Origin of the sequence: Bacillus sp. 7884-1 (genome assembly GCF_002272245.1) — a bacterium.
Taxonomy (GTDB): Bacteria; Bacillota; Bacilli; order Bacillales; family Cytobacillaceae; genus Neobacillus.
In genome coordinates this window covers 1-20,336 of record NZ_NPDD01000181.1, presented here as the reverse complement: position 1 = coordinate 20,336, position 20,336 = coordinate 1, and the positions used below count along the sequence as shown (strand labels likewise).

At 36.7% G+C, this 20,336-nt stretch carries 17 protein-coding genes and 3 pseudogenes; 14 read left to right on the top strand and 6 right to left on the bottom strand.

The genetic code is table 11. The annotated features are described in order from the left end of the window. Positions 1–253: 253 nt before the first annotated feature. Positions 254–505: a hypothetical protein gene (locus CHI06_RS29440; protein ID WP_142300993.1), complete on the bottom strand. Its 252-nt coding sequence runs from the start codon at positions 503–505 to the stop codon at positions 254–256. A gap of 77 nt (positions 506–582) precedes the next feature. On the opposite strand from CHI06_RS29440, the gene CHI06_RS20350 reads away from it, so the two are divergent. Continuing rightward, positions 583–906, top strand: coding sequence for a hypothetical protein (locus CHI06_RS20350; protein ID WP_095250427.1), 324 nt, complete (start codon positions 583–585; stop codon positions 904–906). Positions 907–1,261: 355 nt separating this feature from the next. Here the strand turns inward: CHI06_RS20350 and CHI06_RS20345 are convergent, their stop codons facing one another. Then, the gene (locus CHI06_RS20345; RefSeq protein WP_095250426.1) at positions 1,262–1,774 is read right to left on the bottom strand and encodes a DUF3189 family protein; all 513 of its coding nucleotides are present in this window, start codon (positions 1,772–1,774) and stop codon (positions 1,262–1,264) included. A gap of 582 nt (positions 1,775–2,356) precedes the next feature. Between CHI06_RS20345 and CHI06_RS20340 the strand changes: the two genes are divergently transcribed. From CHI06_RS20340 to CHI06_RS20310, 6 genes and pseudogenes are all read left to right on the top strand, one after another. Next, on the top strand, positions 2,357–2,518 hold the full coding sequence (locus CHI06_RS20340) for a YjcZ family sporulation protein (RefSeq protein WP_095250425.1): 162 nt from the start codon (positions 2,357–2,359) through the stop codon (positions 2,516–2,518). Between the two features lie 987 nt (positions 2,519–3,505). Continuing rightward, positions 3,506–3,847 carry a PadR family transcriptional regulator gene (locus tag CHI06_RS20335; RefSeq protein WP_095250424.1) on the top strand — a complete coding sequence of 114 codons (342 nt, stop codon included), beginning with the start codon at positions 3,506–3,508 and terminating at the stop codon, positions 3,845–3,847. A 1-nt stretch (position 3,848) separates the two neighbouring features. Next, a pseudogene (locus CHI06_RS31150) lies at positions 3,849–4,384 on the top strand (DUF1048 domain-containing protein). 148 nt (positions 4,385–4,532) lie between these two features. After that, positions 4,533–5,294: an ABC transporter ATP-binding protein gene (locus tag CHI06_RS20320; protein ID WP_095250422.1), complete on the top strand. Its 762-nt coding sequence runs from the start codon at positions 4,533–4,535 to the stop codon at positions 5,292–5,294. Continuing rightward, on the top strand, positions 5,295–6,044 hold the full coding sequence (locus CHI06_RS20315; protein ID WP_095250421.1) for an ABC transporter permease: 750 nt from the start codon (positions 5,295–5,297) through the stop codon (positions 6,042–6,044). 731 nt (positions 6,045–6,775) lie between these two features. Beyond that, positions 6,776–7,192, top strand: coding sequence for a DUF1284 domain-containing protein (locus tag CHI06_RS20310; protein WP_095250420.1), 417 nt, complete (start codon positions 6,776–6,778; stop codon positions 7,190–7,192). A 15-nt stretch (positions 7,193–7,207) separates the two neighbouring features. Here CHI06_RS20310 and CHI06_RS20305 read toward each other — a convergent pair whose 3' ends face one another. Continuing rightward, positions 7,208–7,873 carry a TerC family protein gene (locus CHI06_RS20305; protein ID WP_095250419.1) on the bottom strand — a complete coding sequence of 222 codons (666 nt, stop codon included), beginning with the start codon at positions 7,871–7,873 and terminating at the stop codon, positions 7,208–7,210. Positions 7,874–8,077: 204 nt separating this feature from the next. On the opposite strand from CHI06_RS20305, the gene CHI06_RS20300 reads away from it, so the two are divergent. Together CHI06_RS20300 and CHI06_RS20295 are read left to right on the top strand one after the other, a co-directional pair. Beyond that, the gene (locus tag CHI06_RS20300; protein ID WP_095250418.1) at positions 8,078–8,305 is read left to right on the top strand and encodes a cyclase; all 228 of its coding nucleotides are present in this window, start codon (positions 8,078–8,080) and stop codon (positions 8,303–8,305) included. Between the two features lie 591 nt (positions 8,306–8,896). After that, on the top strand, positions 8,897–9,775 hold the full coding sequence (locus tag CHI06_RS20295) for an AraC family transcriptional regulator (protein WP_095250417.1): 879 nt from the start codon (positions 8,897–8,899) through the stop codon (positions 9,773–9,775). 263 nt (positions 9,776–10,038) lie between these two features. On the opposite strand, the pseudogene CHI06_RS20290 reads toward CHI06_RS20295, so the two are convergent. Next, a pseudogene (locus CHI06_RS20290) lies at positions 10,039–10,299 on the bottom strand (EamA family transporter); the annotation flags it as partial. A gap of 515 nt (positions 10,300–10,814) precedes the next feature. Further along, on the bottom strand, positions 10,815–11,345 hold the full coding sequence (locus CHI06_RS30225) for a hypothetical protein (RefSeq protein ID WP_218833112.1): 531 nt from the start codon (positions 11,343–11,345) through the stop codon (positions 10,815–10,817). A gap of 362 nt (positions 11,346–11,707) precedes the next feature. On the opposite strand from CHI06_RS30225, the gene CHI06_RS20280 reads away from it, so the two are divergent. The 5 genes from CHI06_RS20280 to CHI06_RS20260 all read left to right on the top strand — a co-directional run bounded on the left by CHI06_RS20280 (position 11,708) and on the right by CHI06_RS20260 (position 19,613). Beyond that, a complete protein-coding gene (locus CHI06_RS20280) occupies positions 11,708–12,523 on the top strand; it encodes a lipid II flippase Amj family protein (RefSeq protein ID WP_095250416.1) in 816 nt (271 codons plus the stop codon). 488 nt (positions 12,524–13,011) lie between these two features. Then, entirely contained in the window at positions 13,012–15,768 is a 2,757-nt protein-coding gene (locus CHI06_RS20275) for a response regulator (RefSeq protein ID WP_179292714.1), read from the top strand. A gap of 3 nt (positions 15,769–15,771) precedes the next feature. After that, positions 15,772–16,632: a CheR family methyltransferase gene (locus CHI06_RS20270; protein WP_257009389.1), complete on the top strand. Its 861-nt coding sequence runs from the start codon at positions 15,772–15,774 to the stop codon at positions 16,630–16,632. Then, the gene (locus CHI06_RS20265) at positions 16,574–18,637 is read left to right on the top strand and encodes a PAS domain S-box protein (protein ID WP_257009388.1); all 2,064 of its coding nucleotides are present in this window, start codon (positions 16,574–16,576) and stop codon (positions 18,635–18,637) included. The genes CHI06_RS20270 and CHI06_RS20265 overlap by 59 nt, the downstream gene beginning before the upstream one ends. Before the next feature lie 34 nt (positions 18,638–18,671). Further along, a complete protein-coding gene (locus CHI06_RS20260; protein WP_095250412.1) occupies positions 18,672–19,613 on the top strand; it encodes a sugar ABC transporter substrate-binding protein in 942 nt (313 codons plus the stop codon). A gap of 472 nt (positions 19,614–20,085) precedes the next feature. Here CHI06_RS20260 and CHI06_RS30220 read toward each other — a convergent pair. After that, positions 20,086–20,336: pseudogene (locus CHI06_RS30220) on the bottom strand (VTT domain-containing protein); the annotation flags it as partial.

Sequence of the window (20,336 nt, the reverse complement as noted above, 5' to 3'; positions counted from 1 at the left end):
ATACAGTTATTCCAATATAGGGGGCTTTAATTGAATAAGAACGGGAACGTCCAAATCGGACGTTCCCATATTTTATACCTGAAAAACAACAATACAACTTAACAAAGCCTATTCAATATTGTAGCAAGGGGTACTTCTTGTTAACGGGGGCGGTAATCTAAGAAGAATTTTCTTCAAAATTGCCCGAAAAATGGTATCGATAAAAAAAGATGCTAGTAACCTTTCACAAATAGCAAGGTTACTAGCGTCTTTATTAATGTCTAGTAAATTTGTATTTTCTCAAAGAAATAAATAAGAAGATTCCAAGAGAAACAATGGTCCACATGAGTGAAATCGCCGGGTCGATATTTCTGTCAACAAATAAGGATGGGATGTCACCAAAGGCAGAGTCATCCATCGTGATGAACCACCCCAATAGTATATAATTTGCTGCGTGCGCGCCAATCGACAATTCGGCACTGTTTGTTTTTGCAGTGATATAACACCAAATGAATCCAGTTACCAAATAATTTGCTCCGACCAAAATGGGGGAATATAGCAAAAGTAGCGACAATTGCTCTATTGGTGTTTGGAGGCTATCAAATGTACTCCTCCAATTTCATCATACAGGTTCAAAGAATACCAAAGGTGTTTAATGTTTCTTCATCACAAACGGCAGAAGGTGATTTCAAAGGTAGAGAAAGACCGAATTTTTCAGAAGGTGATTTCAATAGAGATGAAGATCATGCCGAAAGACCTGCCTCACCAGAAGGAGGCTTCAGAGGTGGAGAAGGCCATATTGGAAGTTCTAATGCGATAGACGTGATGATTACATATTTCAGTATCATGTCTGTATTTATTATCATCGTTTATTATCTTGGAAAATTGATTGCAAAAAGGAAAAGAAAAAGAAGCACTCTCACTTAAAAGGCGGAGAGTTTAAAGGCATCACCTTTTTTATTTGATCATTATATGAGGGAAATCTTTTAATATTGGTATATAGTTCTCAAGATTTGATTTATAGAGTAAGAGAAGGGAATAGCCACACTAACATGATTCTAAAATTCTAATGGTTAGTAGAAAAGCAGGATTTACTTGGTATGTTATGTCTCAGTACGAAAGTTATTTTTTTGCCGTTTATTTTTAAACCGATATATAGAATTCTTTTTCAGTACCATTACAACGGGAACGGCTATTACAGCGTCCCAAAAATTAGTATGTAATGTAGGAAAATCCATTATTTCATCACTTTAAATTAATCATTACTGATAATATTTTTGTACTATTTATATATCTCATTTTCTAAAATAACTACATTTTCATTGAAAGTGGTACGACCAACTTGTTTGGTATTTTCAACTAACCGAAATATATTATCACAGCATTGTTTAGCACCAATCACTAATAAGGGTACACCTATAAAGTCCAATCCCAATCCTCTTGAGAAAAAACCACCTAATGACATAGCAAAAGGGACAGTAGGGGATGTATTGGAGAAAACGATTTTTTCTTCAAAATGGTATTTTCCTTGTAGAAGTAAAGTTAATTCTTTTAATGCTGGTACAACAAATTTGTTCCTTTTCCGTCCTATGGAATAAACTGAGTTGCCTTCTTCATCTGTACCGTGAAAAATAATTTTTCCAAAATCCGATTTCGTTAGTTTATTAAAATATTTTACCTTTAATATTTCTTCCGAGGTTAGTTTTCGTTCCGATTGAGGAAGTTGTTTTAAATGATAGGCAGCAGCCAAAGACGTGGTATGTGTCCCTCCATAATCATTATAAATATAAATCATAGTATAACCATCCTTTCTCATCATTGTTCCTATTAATATGGGCATTTATTCAATTTTAGATTCGGACTTAAGTAAAAAGGACAATCATTTATGGGGACGAGACGTTAAGACTCAAAAAAACAGCATTCTAAGGCGAAAAGATAAAGCAGGTAACAAAAAATCGCCATTTATTTTTGAAGAAAAGATGAAGGTCAGTGAAAGAAGGGATTTGGTAAAAAAAGGTTAATATCGAATTAAGTATAAAAAGCCAATCCTTTACACTTCAAGGGTTCGACGGTTATCATTTTATTTTAATGGGTCAACAGGTGCAATATGGCCAGGTGGTCAGATCCGGGAAATCCAGGCTGCTTAATTTATTTATCATCAGCACTTGTCCTATTCAGTTTAATTCTGTTGTATTAAGTTAAAATTAAGCCCGCCAATCCAATATATCTACCTCAGAAGAGGCGTTTGCATTGTTTTGCAGACGCTTTTTTATTTTTAGAAATTGTTTTGACCTAAACATGATGTATGTCCAATCAACCCTTATCGTAAAAAATATTCATAAGGAGAAATAGCTTTTGTCCGATTGGTGGTGAAAATATGGGTTGGTTCTGCGGATACAGTGGCTATAACGGCGGTTATGGATACGGAGGTGGCTATGGCGGCAGCAGCTTTGTATTAATCGTTGTATTGTTCATTCTTCTGATTATTGTAGGGGGCTACTTCTATGCACTAAATTGTATGGAACAAAGGGCAGATTAAGTTATTCTGTCCCTTTGTCACATAGACTTCTGAAATGAAAGGAGGATGATTACACATGGGTTTTTTTCGTGACGATTTTAGAAGAAGACGATTATTCCCCTTTGAATTCTTATTTTTCCCCTTTGAATTCAAAAAGAGTAAGGAGAAGAAGACGCAGACTCTAATTAACAAATGATTAAAAAAAATTTCCATGGGCCAGCGGGCCTTCTTTTCTTAAATAAAATCGATCACATACATATTACGAAGAAATGATAGAAATGCTTGTAGGCTTGTCAGAATCGAAGTAATTAAAAGATTATATAGTCGAAATAGCGTTTAAGTACATTTCTTAACAAACTTATTAATAAGCCTTTCCCTAAAATAACAAACGCATCAAATTAATTGACTCGATGCGTTTGTAACTGAATAGTCGCCTGTTTTTTTTTGCGAAGTCGGGACCGTTCTTATTACTAATCATCATTTTGTTCACCTTAACATGTAAATCAGTCCACGAAATTGAGTGAGTTCTTGCACATCAAACCCTTCACAAATTATTTTCCTCAAGAGCAGTCATTGAGGACAGTTTTATCGATTTCATGGCAAGTTTTATCCTAAAGAGCGAGTATATTGACACCCGTTTTGGTAATAGAAATAACATATAATTTGACACCAATTTTTCCTTGTAAAATAAGTAATGTCATTTGATATTGAACTTATATTTTATACTGTCAATTCTTCTTTCAATCAATCTAAACCCTTGATACGATAACAAAAATGGCATACGCCAATTCGTATGCCATTTCGTGCGTCAATTTGACTTCGTGCACCCTTTAAGTGAACCCTTTAGAATTCGTAATAAGGGCTTTTTTGACGAAAATTTTTATTGACATGTAAACTAATCGGTAATACTATATACTAGTAGTCAGTAATACTAAGTATCTGTAACACAAAATACCTGTGTTACAGAGTACTGAAAAAATATAAGTAAAATATAAATGGAGGAAAAGAATGGAAAACATTACGGAAATGCTGAAAGGGGTGCTTGAAGGTTGTGTGCTTGAAATCATCAGCCGAGGAGAAACTTACGGTTATGAAATCACGCAACAGCTGCGAGAACTTGGCTTCACTGATGTGGTTGAAGGCACAGTTTATACGATTACCATGCGTCTTGAGAAAAACAATCTGGTGGACATCGAGAAAAAGCCATCCACTATGGGACCGCCAAGAAAATTTTACACACTCAACGCAGCAGGTCAAGAGCAGCTTGAGGTTTTTTGGAAAAAATGGGATTTCATCTCAATTAAAATTAACGAACTTAAGACTAAAATAAAATTAAAAGGAGAGAAGTAAAATGAATATTTTTGAAAAAATCATTGGAAGTCTAGATGACAAGCGGGAATGGAGGGAGATGGAGGCACGTGCAAAGGCACTTCCAAGTGAGTACCGCAACGCGTACAAAGCAATCCAAAAATATATGTGGACTGCTGGTGGTGGTCCCACGGACTGGAAGGACAGCAGCCGTATCTTTGTCGGCATTCTCGAGCTATTTGAGGAAGGAGCAGCGGAAGGCAAGAAAGTCATTGACCTTACGGGCGAGGACGTGGCTGCTTTCTGCGATGACTTGGTGAAGGATGAGCAAACTTGGAAGGACAAATATCGCAAGAAGTTAAACGATACTATTGGTCGTGGCTAATGGTGAATTCCAAGTGGAGTATCGCCTAACATCGACACTAACCACGTAAACCGTCACTGGGGCGACTTGACTTCCTTTCCGACGAACTAATGGCTACCGCTAAAACCTATGTCGACAAGTATCGTGAAGATTTGAATCAGCGTATCATGAAGGCGATTGGAAAAAAAGTAAATTCAATAGATAATTCCGACTGAATAGCTGGTTACAAATGTATCACCTTCACTATTCAGTTATATTTTTTACCCGGTAGTAAGTAATACAGAATATCAGTCAGACAGACTAGTGTAGTGCAGAATAGCTAATTTAGCGCCTTGCTGCGCTTATTATAAGGAGGAAAAAAGTATGAGCAATGCAGCGATTTCTGTAAAAGGGTTAAAAAAATCCTTTAAAGACAAGGAAGTCTTAATGGGGGTGGATTTTGAGGTGTGCCGTGGCGAAATTTTCGCACTTCTTGGATCAAATGGAGCGGGCAAGACGACGACGGTTAATATTCTCTCGACACTGATGAAAGCCGATCGCGGTGAAGTAGGTATTTGTGGTTTTGACGTTAAGCGCCAACCGGATCATGTTCGCCAGTGCATCAGCCTGACAGGGCAATTCTCAGCTCTAGACGGCATGCTCACCGGACGGGAAAACCTGGTGATGATCGCCAAGTTGCGGGGAGTTTCCAATCCCACTCAAGTCGCCGACAATCTACTTACAAGGTTTAGCCTGTCCGATGCTGCTAACCTGCGGGCTGACAAATATTCCGGCGGGATGAAGCGCCGGCTTGACATCGCTATGAGCCTGATCGGGACGCCAGCAGTCATTTTTCTCGACGAACCGACGACAGGGCTTGACCCCGAAGCGCGGATTGAAGTCTGGGATACTGTCAAGGAGCTTGCCGGCGGCGGCACGACCATATTGCTGACGACCCAGTACCTGGAGGAAGCCGAACAACTGGCGGATCGTATTGCCATCCTGCATGACGGAAAAATCATCACGACTGGTACTCTGACCGAACTTAAAGAGATGTTCCCTCCAGCGAAAGTGGAATACATCGAGAAGCAGCCGACATTAGAAGAAATTTTCCTAGCGATAATTGGTAAAAAGGAGGAGATGTAAATGAAAAGCAAAACAGGGGTATTACTGGGGCGTTTAATGCGCAACATCATGCGCAGCCCGGATACGATTATCACGGTGGCAATTACACCGATTATGATGATGCTGCTGTTTGTATACGTATTTGGTGGTGCCATAGAGACAGGCACGGACAACTACGTCAATTATTTATTGCCGGGAATCTTGCTGATGGCTATCGCATCCGGCGTTGCTTACACTTCTGTAAGACTGTTTACGGATGTAAAGAGCGGACTGATGGCGCGTTTCATTACCATGCCCATCAAGCGCTCGTCGGTATTGTGGGCTCACGTGTTGACCTCTATTGTTTCCAATGCACTTACTATCGTGGTGGTTATCCTCGTCGCGCTCTTAATGGGCTTTCGTTCCAGCGCTGATATCGTGGATTGGCTCGCCGTAATTGGGATCCTCGCGATGTTTACGCTGGCGCTGACATGGCTGGCTGTCATTCCCGGACTGACAGCGGGGTCTATGGAAGGGGCGACTGCCTACTCGTACCCGCTGATTTTCCTGCCGTTTATCAGTTCGGCCTTTGTTCCCACAGAAACCATGCCTGAAATTGTCCGTGCGTTCGCTGAGAACCAGCCCGTGACTTCAATCGTGAATGCGATTCGTGCCCTCTTGTATGAAGGATCTGTTGGCAACGATATCTGGATCGCGCTTGCCTGGTGCGTCGGTATCATGGTCATCGCTTACTTCTTCGCCAGTAAAGTATTCAAACGCCAGTTAGGGTAATTACACCATTAAGGGATTAGCCCCTATCAATAGTCAGCCCCTACGATGAATGCATTTGCTACACATGGAAGGCTACTTATATGCGGTGTAACCATCGATGAAATCATGGAAATATTCAAAATTTGGTGTGGTTGGTGGCGCATTGATCAATTATACAACTCGGGGGTTGCCAGCATGCTTTAGAAGAATATACAGCGGGTAGTGCTCTTTCGCAGGAGGAGAAATTAAAGGAATAAAGCCCATAGATAAAATTGACAATAAAGAGTAGATTCCGAAGCAAAACTGCATTAGAAATCAATGTTTTAACTTAAGGAACGATGGATTACATTTCAGTTGGAATGTAATTCATCGTTTTTTCAGTTGAAGGAAGAAATTTTAAGGCAACATGAAAAGAGAGAATTTTTCTCCCTTAAATCAGGTTATAAGATGTTTTATCCCGTCTTATCCATTGAAATGATTTCCTTGGCAAAAGGGTAGTTGGGAATGTAAATGAGTTTGTGAAATCCATTTTTTCTTATTATACTAAACCACTTCAAAACAAATAAAACATAGTAAACCGACCAATAAAAATTAGAAATTTCATCATGTTCTTCACCACTACATTCTTTAGTATAAAATAAAAAATGATAGAGAATGAGAAGGAAGTAGTAAAGAATCAAAAGTACCAAGTTATAACAATATGATCTATTATTAAAGTAGAAGATTATGAGGAAACGGGAGAGTGGGAAGCTATGATTAAGCTGCGAGGTCACCATCTATTTTGCCTACTTGGCTATAGGGGAATGGGGTATTCTGAAGAATATGTGGAAAATATGACACATTTGCATCAAACCTTAAGAAACAATCCCAAGACGTTAATTGAACTTGTAAAAGGAACTGATCAGTTGTGTGCAAAATACCCCAACTCAGGTAAATACCATTGCCAAGATGATAATATCTATGTAAGAGATGCGGACATTTTAGAGAAAATGGGGCTTAAGATCGGACAAATTTTGAAATGGGAGGACATTGAGTCATGTATTCGAAAGTTTGTCGTTCCCGCTGATATTCAAATTGTTTGTGAAACTTGTTCCTGGCGTTCATATGGAGTTTGTGAGGAAGGTATCCAAGAGATTCATGAAGGGAAGAGCTTGAGGGAAGTGAAATAAGCCCTTCCCGTTGGCTTAAGCCCTATTTACATTTTTTTTAGTAAGAAAATAGCCAAAACCAATTACTAGAATGGTAAGAGTCGTAGGAATTAATAAATGAAAATCATGTGGGAGTATATGCTCGAATTTTGGTTCACCGGCAATCATTTCCCCAGCGGTCCAAGCTAAAATTCCAGCGCCTGCATACGAAATAATAGGATACTTTACCATTGCTTTTAAGATTAACTGGCTGCCGAAAACAACGATCGGAATACTGACAATTACACCTATAATAATACCGAATAAATTCCCTTTCACTGCACCAGCGATAGCTAGTACATTATCAAGGGACATGACGGCATCAGCAATGATGATCGTTTTCACGGCCGTAATAAAACTTGAACCACCTTTACTGTGATGATCCTCGTCTTCCCCAATTAATAGTTTAATGGCAATATACACTAGCAGAAGACCACCTACCAAAGTGACAAAAGGGAAGTCTAGTAAGTAACCAATAGCTACTGCAAAAAGTAAACGTAAAATAATCGCTCCGAATGTTCCCCAAAATATCACTTTCTTTTGTTGTTTCTTTGGAACATTACGTGAAGCCATCGCGATCACAACTGCATTATCTCCACTTAGAACAACATTGATTAAAATGACTTTCAATAGTACCGCAAAAGATAACCCCAAAATCTCCAAACTATTCACCTCTGAAATCCGTTAGGTAAATCATTATATTAATTTGGGCTGAAAAAAAGACCCGATTTTGTAGATTGATAGCTACAAGGAAATCCTAGAATTTTTAGGGTGGAATGGCTAACGGGCAGATTAGTGTAAGAAGGTATTTGTATTATAAAACCAGAATATATATAACTCTAAAACTAAGTTAAAGGTGGATTCAAAATGGATAAAAGAGTTCTATTCGACTTTGAGATCGAGTTTACGAATGGCGGTGGAATTCAAGGACAGGAATTCCGTCTTGACATTGATGGAGATGACATTTCTGACGAAGAGTTGGCTAGGTATATTGTAGAAGATATGAGGCTGCTAATGGTAGGGAATGTAAGGATTCTTAACAAGAAAATCATAAACGAAAAACATAAACGAAGATCTGATGGAGGTATGGAATGAAACTTAATAAAATTAATGTTTTAGGCTTCGTAATTATTATATTTTTGGGTATCAGTTAGTTCTTTTTTAAAAAAGAAATACCCTTAATTACGACTGGTTTAGGTGGGCTAATTTGTCTAATAATAGGTATGACATTAGTATTCTATAATGGAAAAAAAGGATTAGACAAACAATAGAAAATATGAGGCTGATAATATGATTTTTTTTGAACTAACGGTTACCGTTGATCTTTATGAACCCTGAATCATAAATAGTCCTTAGTGAAGGCAGACCAACACCGAGGTTTTTATATGTAGGCATTATAGAACAAACCAAGCGAAAGCGTTGGTCCCAAGGAGGACTAACGCTTTTTTTGTGGGATTTCTTATTAAACAAAAGGGGCAAGTTTGCTTATTAAGAATACTTAATATTCATTTGGAGAAATTACCTACAAGATTAAAGAATATTTTGGAGAACCATATCTATCTGATTTCTGTAGTTTGTCTTTTTCGCTACATTTTTTAAAGTCGTATTCCGATATTTTCCGTATAATAAATATCGAGTGAATGATAAATTATTACGATAATATGTAATTGTAAAGGAGGGAAATGAATGTTACAGAAATTCAATCATTTAATGGATTACATCGAAACGCATTTGACGGAAGCAATCTCTGGGAAAGAGATTTCAAAAATTGTTGGTCTATCTGATTATCATTTTAAAAGAATGTTCTCGTATATGGCTGGTATGTCATTGAATGAGTATATCAAAAATAGGAGATTGTCAGTAGCGAATGTTGAATTAATAAATGGAGCCAAAGTGACAGATATTGCCTATAAATATGGTTATCAATCAATTGAAGGATTTTCAAGAGCGTTTCGTGAATGGAGTGGTTTTTTACCTTCAGAAGTAACGAAAAACAAGATTCAAAAATCATTTCCCAAATTTTCATTCTTTATAGATATAAGGGGAGGAATATCAATGGAATTCAAAATTGAAAAGAAAGAGAAGTTTAATATAGTAGGTGTATCGAAAAGAGTGCCTATTCAATTCGAAGGTGTAAATAATGCCATCTTAGAACTAGCCCAGTCCATTACCGAACAACAAAGAAATGAAATGCATCAATTAGCTGATTTATATCCTCATCAAGTCTTGAATGTATCTTATGATTTTGATGATGGTTTCTTGGAAGAAAAAGGCTACTTAACACATATGATTGGTTTTGCCACGACAAAAGATAATCCCTTTGATAATTTAGAGCAAATTACGATTGAAGAAAGTTTATGGGCAATTTTCCCTAATCAAGGGCCATTTCCAGCTACGTTTCAAGAAACGACTGCAAAAATTTATTCTGAATGGTTGCCTTCTTCAGACTATGAAGTAGCAGATATACCCGGCATTTCTTTCACACAGCACAATAGTCCATCGGAAAATAAATATAGCGAAATTTGGATGCCAGTAAAGAAAAAAGGTAGCAATAAACTTGGATGATATTTGAGTTAGAGAAGTGTTATTCCATTAAATATCTAAATACCATAAAGACCAGTCAGTAGATATTGACTGGTCTTTTGAATTTGAGGAAAAATCAAGACTTTTATAGAAGTAATTGAAATGATATATGGAAATTGGTGAAAAACCTTAAAATAAAACAGTGAGAAACGAATGCTTCCCACTGCGTTATTACGTTATTTAGCTGGCGTTTTCATTCGTAGTTTTGAAAATGTGACTGATCTAATTTCACTAACAAATGTTTAGCCTAAAAGTAAAGCACCACCAAATATTTGAATAAGTGTCATTTGTTCTTGAAGGATAATTGCCGAAATAAGGATTGCCACAAATGGATCTACATAGCTTAGCATCGCAATATTCTGTCCTTTTAACTTCACCATACCTGAGATAAATAACCAAAATCCTATACCTGTATTGATAACACCTAAAATTAATATAAATGGAATGGAAGATCCGGATACATCAAAAATACTCCACCCAATGCGATACCAGGTTATTATGTGAATAAACCAGCTTTAACAGGCTTTTTTACAGCAGGAAAACCTGAAGTTTGCTATGTAGTAGACGCCGTTTACAGTTGTTACCACACCTAATTATGGGAGGGTAAAAGGTTAAAATATTTGGACAGATTCTATAAGAAATGGAAATGTTGGATTGTTAAGTAGCACATTTAAATGTACCCATTCAACTAAGGAGTGCGTATCATTTGGCAGGAGTCTATTTCTTTTTTTTAAAATAGTTTGTGAATATTGAATATTGTACCTACACTATAGGGTGCTGAGATTAACAAAGAGTCGGAGCTGCGGCTTTTTTTCTTGTCCTACTAACGAAGCAGTTTTGTTTAAGAACGGGGATATATTTATAAGCAAATAAACAAATAAATCCATCCAAGAGGGATTCTCCAAGGATAGATTTATTTGTAATTCCAGCTATCTAAACATTCTTTAGTTGGCAGGATTCTTCTCCCAGTCACTTTTCTATTACTAACAACTATCCCGCAGTGTCACTTCTTCTTAAACTCCTAATAATCTAATTGACGTAAATACAATAGGATTTCATTTTCATTTAGTTTTTTAAACTTATACTTACGAACTTGGTTTTCAATTTTCTTTTTGTCATCATCTTTACTACTGAATAAATCTACTAAGTTCAAAATTACTTCTGCCAACACAGTTACTAATCCAGCTGACCCTAATTCCAAACCTAATTTTTCTGTATCAGAAAGTTGTGACTTCGCTAATTCATCCATTTCTTTTTTGTATTCGCCTTTGATTAGAATATACTCTTCCTTATTCCTAAAGGCTAATAGTAAATCTTCAGCATTATAAACTTCGAAATAAGCATTTTCATTCTCTAATTGTATTAATTCATCTAGCACAGTTCCTTCACTTTTCTCTACTGTTTTCGCAATGGCTTGAATTGTTTTGACTGAATAATGACCGACACTTTTTTTATTAACACTTGAAAGCATTTGCTGACTGATTCCAGTTTCTTTAAATACATCGTATCGTTTTTTCCCGTTCTTTTGCAGATAAATATCTAATAGACTCATTTTAAAATTCTCCTTCCCTATAATAAATTATTTTTTACTAAAAAAAATTTTACTTAATTATATTTTAGTATATGTGTAAAAAAATGTAAATGTTATTTTGTTTAATAATCAATGAATTTTATTTTTTCGTTGTATCACGTAAGTTTGTGAAAGTTTGTACTTAAACTAAACCAGTGCAAGAGTGCAAGAATGGAGCGGTCATAATTGACGGCTTTTCTTTTTGTGCTCCCTCAGTTAGATACGATTATCTAACGGGATTTGGTGAAGAAGAAATCGAAGACTATTTTGACTTCCTCCGAATAATACCAAATCAATAAAAAGTAGTTTATAATACAGCTATCATTATTATTAAGGGGCAGTTTATGGAGCTAATTACAGGAAAGGTAATTATAATATCCTTATTTTTATTAATCATTACAATGATCGAAACATTAGCTTATTCAACAAGGATTTCAGGGGCAAGGGTCAAATATATTGCAACGGCTTTATCTTTGTTTAGTACGCTAGTGATCGTTTCAAGATTTTCTACAATGATTCAACAACCTCTAACAGCAAAACTTATCGCAGAAGCACCTGATGTAGACAAATTACACTATATAGAGGAGCAGTATAGGATATTAATTGGTATGACCTCTATTGGAGTGTTGTTGGGAATTCTGTTATTTCCTACGTTCATCAACATCTTTTCAAGAGCAATTGTCCAACTTTCCAATCAACGTGGTTCAATAATTGGAATGTTTGCTAATCAATTCAATCGAAATGGCATTAGAAAAATTTTAATATGTTTTAGGCTTCCGAGATTTACATACCTTAAGGGAATTACGGTAAAAACCATTCCGAAACGACTCTTTGTGATTAATGTTATCATTTCCGCTGTATTCACCATTGGTGTACTATCTTCCATTTATGCATCAATGTTAGTTCCAGAAGATTATGCTCAGGCTGCATTAATGTCATCTGGCATAATAAATGGTATAGCAACTATTTTGTTGACATTGTTTATTGACCCAAAAGCCTCAGTATTAGCTGATAGAGTAATGAAAAAACAAACTGATTATATTTACTTGAAAAGTTACTCTCTGACGATGATTAGTTCAAAATTTTTGGGGACAATTGTGGCTCAACTACTGTTTATCCCTGCTGCCTATTATGTAGCTTGGTTTGCTAAATGGATATAACGAGTTTTTATTCAACTACAGATGCGTTGATCTGAGAAGGATTAACGCTTTTTTTGTTGCTGTGATTGTACGACGGTTTAGTGGAATAAGGACTTCGAGAATACTCTTAAGTGAGTAAAAAAGACTTTATTAATAGTAGGAATTGTGATTCCCATTACTATTACACCTTCATAGAAAACATCTTTTCATCTTATCAACTTCTGTAAATGATAATCCCGGAACATTTTCAGCGAATAGAAAGTTGGCTTCTAAACCTACCTGGGAAACGAATCAGCAAAAAAACTTCCATAAGAAGGGTTCTCATGGGCTTGAAAAATGGCGGTTCTCATAAGGTTAGACCGAAAGAACCGTCCCCATAGTCCTGAAAATCATATAGACGATAGTAAGGGATTTAAAGTATGATTAGTAGTGGGAAAATTTATACTAGTTTATCTATTAAAGGAATCTACCAATTTGATCCATTGAATATTAGACAATTAGGAGGTTTTATGAGATTTCGAACGAAGCTATATGCGAGCATAGGATCATTGCTTTTGTTCATTACGATTATCGTTATGATATTAATGAACATGCTAGAACAATCGACCGTAAAAATGAACGTCGTGATTAATGATTTAAATGAGAAAATCGAAATTGCTTCCACGATTAAAGATAAAACTTCATCAACATCAAAAATTATAACGACCATTTTGAATGATCGTGGTGAGTCCATCAATTCAGACTTGTTAAAAGCATGGGAAAATTCAAATTCAGATTTACAAGTAGCGATTGCGTCATTGGAGAAAAAGGACAGCCAAGAGAAATCTCAAGAACTTATTAGTAAATTTAAAATCCTACATGAATCTTATCGAAATATGGTAGACCAAGCGTTGACGGAAAAGAAAATCAATCCAAACGTGGAACTCTCATCTTCTTTTTGGGATGAGTTTGAACTATTCAGTCAAAGAATGATTCAAATGGCAGAACTCCTTCATGGTTTACAAGAACAAGGATTAAAGAATGAACTGGTTCGTTCAAAAGATACCTATAATTGGGCAGTTGAAAATATTTATATATACCTTGTGATTGGATTAATCATCGGTATCGCTTTTGCGATTTGGATCATTAAAAGTACCAGCAACAATCTTAACAAGGTAACGGATGTGATGAAACAAGCGACGGCCAGTGATTTTGATTCCTTACCGCGTATTGAGATCACCTCAAAAGGGGAACTGAGTGAAATCGCTGTGGCCTTTAATAAAATGGCCCAAGCACTTGAGAAACATAGTAGAATCGAGAAACAATTAAAAGAAGAAGCAGAAGAAACGAGCTGGCTGAATACAAAAATTGCTGAAATTGCCACCTTGTATCCAGAAGTTGAGAATGTGAAGATGCTAGCCAGTATGCTAATCACAAAGCTGGTCCCCATGGTAGGAGCGACCTACGGCGCTTTCTATTTAAAGGAAGTTAACAAAAGTGACCAGTATTTATCAAGAATGTCTTCCTTTGCCTCTATAACTGGGGAGGAAGAACGCAAGCAATTTCGTTTAGGGGAGGGATTAATTGGGCAATGTGCACTTTTGAAGCGGCCCATCCAATTAACCCAGGTTCCCGACGATTATCTAAAAATCGGTTCTGGTCTGGGAGAAGCTTCTCCTAAAACGATTATGATTTTACCAGTTTTATTTGAAGAACATGTACTTGCGGTGATCGAAATTGCCTCTTTTGAGGAGTTAACTCCGTTACACATCAAGCTGCTTGAAGAAGTGAATAACAATTTAGGTATCAAAATCAATAGTATTATCAACCACATGAAGGTAGAAAAATTATTGCAAGAATCACAAGCCCTGACAGAAGAACTACAAGCCCAATCAGAGGAGCTCCAGATGCAGCAAGAGGAGTTAAGGACGACAAATGAAAAACTAGAGGAAGAATATGAAGCGTCTAAACAAAGGAACTTTGAAATACAAGAGGTCAGTGCAGCACTTGAAGAAAAAGCGCAGCAGCTAGAGCTTAGTTCTAAATATAAATCTGAGTTTCTAGCAAATATGTCCCATGAACTAAGAACTCCTTTAAATAGTTTACTCATTCTAGCACAAATCCTCTCTGAAAATGGAGATGGGAATCTAACATATAAACAGGAGGAATATATAAAAACCATTTACTCTTCCGGAAATGATTTATTGAATTTAATTAATGATATATTAGATTTGGCCAAAGTAGAGTCTGGTAAACTAGATGTGATATCAAAAGAAGTAGAAATGAATCAGTTGAGAGATTTTATCTTTCGTCAATTCTCACCGATTGCAAATAAGAAGAAAGTTCATTTTACAATCGAATTGGACCAAGCCTTGCCCATGACGTTCTTTACGGATGAACAACGACTGCAGCAAATTTTAAAAAATCTCCTAGCCAATGCATTTAAATTTACGGAAAGTGGCAGTGTCACATTACAAATTCGTAGTGTGATGAAAAACGTCACAGTGAATAGAGGGGAAGTAGAACAGTTAGAGCGAATGTTCGCTTTTTCAGTGATAGATACGGGTATTGGAATTGAGAAAGAAAAACAAGAGACGATTTTTGATGCTTTCAAACAAGCAGATGGGACGACTAGCAGGAAATATGGCGGTACGGGATTAGGTCTTTCGATTTGCAGGGAACTAGCTCAGTTATTGGGCGGATTTATAGAAGTTTCAAGTGAAATTAGGAATGGAAGTACATTTACGTTGTATTTGCCAAACATTCAAATGAATAACAAAATAGTAAGAATATCTACGGCACAAACGGAAGCAGCGGTCAGTTTGGAAGCAAACGATTTAGTGAACACGAAGAATAATCAAGTTCTAAAGGAAGAACTACAGATTACACATGGTAAATCGATTTTGAAAAATAAGAAAATTCTTATCGTCGATGATGATATCCGTAATGTATATGCCTTAACAATTGCACTTGAAAATCATGATATGCAGATTTTGGTGGCCGAAAACGGCAAGGAAGCGTTGGAGGTACTAAAGGCGAATCCTAATACCGACATGATTTTAATGGATATTATGATGCCGGAGATGGATGGGTTTGAGGCCATCCAACACATTCGTAAGATAAGCATATTTGAAACGATACCAATCATTGCCCTTACTGCAAAGGCAATGAAACACAGCAGAGAAGAATGCCTGGAGGCAGGAGCTACCGATTATATTAGCAAGCCGATTAACCTGGAACAGCTGTTCTCGTTAATGCAAGTTTGGCTGTTTACGAAGGAGGGCTAGACAATCGCACAGGTAAAATCTCATGATGCTGGTAATCTTGTACAGTCTGAAGAAATCGAGAGGATTGAAATTGATTTATTACTAGAGGCTGTGTTTCGATATTATGGATATGATTTTAGAAACTATGCCTTTCCTTTCATCCAAAGAAGGATTAACCATCGCGTTCAGATTGAGAGATTGTCAAGTATATCGGCCCTGCAGGAAAAAATCCTTCGTGAACCTAGTATGATGGCAAGATTACTTTCCGATTTTTCAATCAATGTTACCGAAATGTTTCGAGATCCATCCTTTTTTAAGAGTATCCGGACAAAGGTGGTCCCTTTAATCAAGGATTATCCTTCGATTAAAATTTGGCATGTTGGATGTTCTTCTGGTGAAGAAGTATATTCCATGGCGATCCTCCTTCATGAAGAAGGGATCTACGATAAAACAAGAATCTATGCAACCGATATAAATAAGAATATTCTCGAAAAAGCAAAACAAGGAACTTTTCCCTTAGAAGGGATGAAGCTTTATACCAAAAACTATATTGAAGCAGGAGGGAAGCAGGCCTTTTCTGAATACTATAAAGCCATTGACGATAAGGTTTGTTTCCACCCATTCCTTCAGAAAAATATGATCTTTGCCCAGCATAATGTGGTATCAGACCATTCTTTTAACGAGTTTGATTTGATTATATGCCGAAATGTTCTCATCTATTTTAATAAGAGCCTTCAAAATGACGTTCATCAATTAATATATGAAAGCCTAAGTACGTCAGGTTTTCTTGGTTTAGGAAAAAGAGAGGGGGTTAAATTTACACGTTATGAAGACTGCTACGGAGAATTTGATGGACCCGAAAGACTCTATCGGAAGGTTAAATAATACGAATGCCCAAAAGGTGAATATTTTAATGGTGGATGATCACCCAGAAAACCTTCTGGCGTTAGAAGCCGTACTCACTTCACCCAACTACAATCTTATTAGCGCCCATTCAGGAAAAGAAGCATTGAAATGCATGCTTCAACATGACTTTGCGGTAATTTTGCTAGACGTTCAAATGCCGGGACTGAATGGCTTTGATACCGCTAAGCTTATCAAGGCTAGAGAAAAGACAAAAAATATCCCGATTATTTTTATTACAGCGATTAATCAAGAGATGGAACATGTTCATCAGGGTTACTCCGTAGGTGCGATTGATTATATTTTTAAACCCTTTCAGCCGGAAACCTTGAAAAAGAAAATTGAACAGTTTGTTAAAATCCATCAAAATCATCAAGAAACAATCATTAAAACGGATCTAGGACATTTGCTTGAGCTGAATAAGGTCAACAAAAGGCTGGATAGAACCACCTTAAATTTGCGTCGGACAGAGGCGTTATCAAAAGCCATAAGTGAAACGATAACCGATACCATTTTAACGTTTGATAATAAAGGTTGCATTCTTTCTGTGAATCCTGCCGTCACTAGCATGTTTGGCTACCAGGCAAAGGAATTGGAAGAAAATCACGTTCTGAAGCTTTTTCCTAAATGGGAGGATGAAGTGTTATTGGACTCATCATTCTCATTCCTTTCTACGATTAGACAATCGGTAGGAAAAATTATTGAAGTATTGGCTGGTCGAAAGGATAAAAGCTGCTTCTATGCGGATTTGTTAATTGCTTCAACCATTATTGAGGATGAACAGATTTTTGTTTGTACGATACGGGATGTAACAGAAAGAAAGCAAATAGAAGAAGTAAAAAAACAGAGGTTTCAAAATTTGGAAGATATTGTTGAGAAGCGGACGCTTGAACTGACCAAATCAAATGAGAAACTGCAAAAAGAAATTGAAGAACGAAAAAGAATTGCCGACCATCTGTTCCGATCCCAAGAAAGGTTTCGAAAAATATTTGAATCCAGCCCCTTATTAAAAGCGATATTATTACAGAAGGATCTGACATTTATAGACATCAATCCCAGCTGGAGCAAATTCACCGGTTATAGCTGTGATGAGTTGACGCATCAAAAAATTAATAGTAAGAATTTTATCGATGAAGCCACAGGGAAGTCTATTGATTTCAATAATAAGATTCTAAACAAGAAAATTAAGTATGAGACGAAAAACGGGGAAGTCCGCTCAGGGTTATTGTCCACGGAAATGATCGATATCGATTCCGAACCATGTACGCTCATCGTTTTGAATGATATTACAGAAAGGGTACATCTTGAGAATGAAATGTATCGGCTGGACCGATTAAATTTAATCGGCGAGATGGCAGCAGGTATTGCCCATGAGATTAGAAACCCGATGACAACCGTACAAGGATTTTTACAATTAACAAGGAATAAAGTCGACAAATTATCTCCTGATATCATCGATTTAATGTTAGAGGAATTGAACAGAGCAAACTCGATTATCACAGAATTTTTGAATCTAGCTAAAAACAAAATTAGTGTCAAAAGGAATCAAAACTTGAACACCATTATTGAAGCTTTATCTCCTCTGATTCAAGCGGAAGCGTTACGTTCGAATAAACAGCTTAAGCTTGAATTAGGAGAATGTCCTGACATCTCCCTGGACGAAAAAGAAATTCGCCAGCTCATCTTGAATATTGCCTTAAACGGATTGGATGCCATGACGTCTAATGGGAATTTAACCATTAAAACATATAAAGACAAAGAGACCGTGGTTCTGCAAATAAGAGATGAAGGCCAGGGAATCAGCCCCGAGGTATTATCAAAATTAGGGACACCTTTCTTTACAACAAAGGAAACAGGAACAGGTTTGGGGTTAGCTATTTGTTACAGTGTAGCAAAACGGCATGATGCCCAAATTGAAATTGAAACGGGTGATGAAGGGACGACTTTCTCAGCTCGATTTCAGGTTATTCCAAGCTTAACCGCGTAGGTTTATTCTTTAACAGGAGAGGGGGAAGGATGCCTTGTTAAAGAAAGGGAAAATTTATTTGATTATGGGTGCGGTTATCTCTGTCATGGTTCTAAGTTTTATCTCCGTATCCTTTGCTGATAAAAAGCCGACTGTGGTCGTTGTGTTAAAAGAAGGAAACACAGAATATTGGAGAATTATGAAAGCTGGAATAGAAAAAGGGTTTAAAGACTTTAACATTGATGGAAAAGTGATGGTTCCTACTGACTCAACAGCGCAAGAACAGGCAGATTTATTAATGAAGGCGTACAAAGAAAAGCCCGATGTAATCATTACAGCACCGATCAGTCTATCAGTAAAGCCAACGTTAGAAACGTTTACGGATGTTCCTGTTTTGCTAGTGGATACGGATCTTCCCATTAAGAACAAAACAGCGTATATCGGAACCGATAATCTCGATTTAGGTAAAAAAGCTGGAGCCTTTTTAGCTTCGCAGCTGCAGCCAGGGAATAAGATTGCTATTATCGCAGGAGATTTGTCTTTCTCCGTTTTTAAGGAGCGGATCGAAGGTGCAACCATATCTTTACGAAATGCTGGAATCCAAATCGCCTATTTAAAAACAGGGATACAGGATGATCCCAAAACGATTCAAAGTGTGATAACAAAACTTTTGCGTGACCAGCCTGATATTAAGGGTGTCATGACCACAAATGACACAATCGCCTTACCGGCAATCAAGGAGTTAGAGGAACAAGGACTCTCGATACCTGTCATAGGGCCGGATGGCCTTACCGAGATGCTTAAGTTCATTGCAGATGAAACCATTCCTGGTACCATGGCCCAAAATCCTTATGATATGGGATATTTAAGCGTTGAAACCGCCATGAAGGTAATTCAAGGAGAAAATGTGGAACCAATCGTGGACAGTGGTGTAGATATTATCATAAAAGAGAATGCAGAACATAGATTAAACTTTTATGAGAAAATAGTGAAATAAGGGACCAAGAGGGACCAAGGGGACGGTTCTCTTGGTTCACGTTTGGCAAGAAGTGAACCAAAAGAACTGTATCCTTTCTTCATATTAAAAGGTAAGGTTACTTGTATAAGTAAAGTTTCTGCACTTTTAAGGAACTTAATGTTTTGCTTGTTCGTATTTAAAAATAAGCAAAGGTAGTATAAAGATGAAATGTAATCAATGTCAAAGCGAAAATGGTAAATGATTGCAAAGTTAATGTTGAATTTGATACCCCCGGAATTACAATAAGTAAAAAAGGGAAGGGACTTTTCAACAAAGTATCTGCAAAATCAAAGGCAGCCGTTTGTTCAAATTGTGGTTATGTAGCTTTCTACATTGATAAATATAAAGAATTTAGTGAGTAGTATAGGTTAATAATTGTGTTGTTATTTAACATTTTCTCTCCCTAAGCCGAACCCGATAAAAGAACTGTCCCCTTGTTTTTTTATCAAATTTAAGTGTTATTTCTTTTTAATAACATTTTTTTACTTATAATAGAGGTCAACATTACAATGCCTAAGATTACAATTACTAGAAAACTTAACTGAGTTTTGGTTAATGCCAATGACTGTGCAAAATTTACTGAATATGCTAAAGAGAATGAAGTTATTAGTTTTGCAACACAAGCAATTAAAAGAAATTTTTTAAAGCTCACTCCGCTTATTCCTGCTCCAAAACATATTATTTCATCAGGTAAAATAGGTA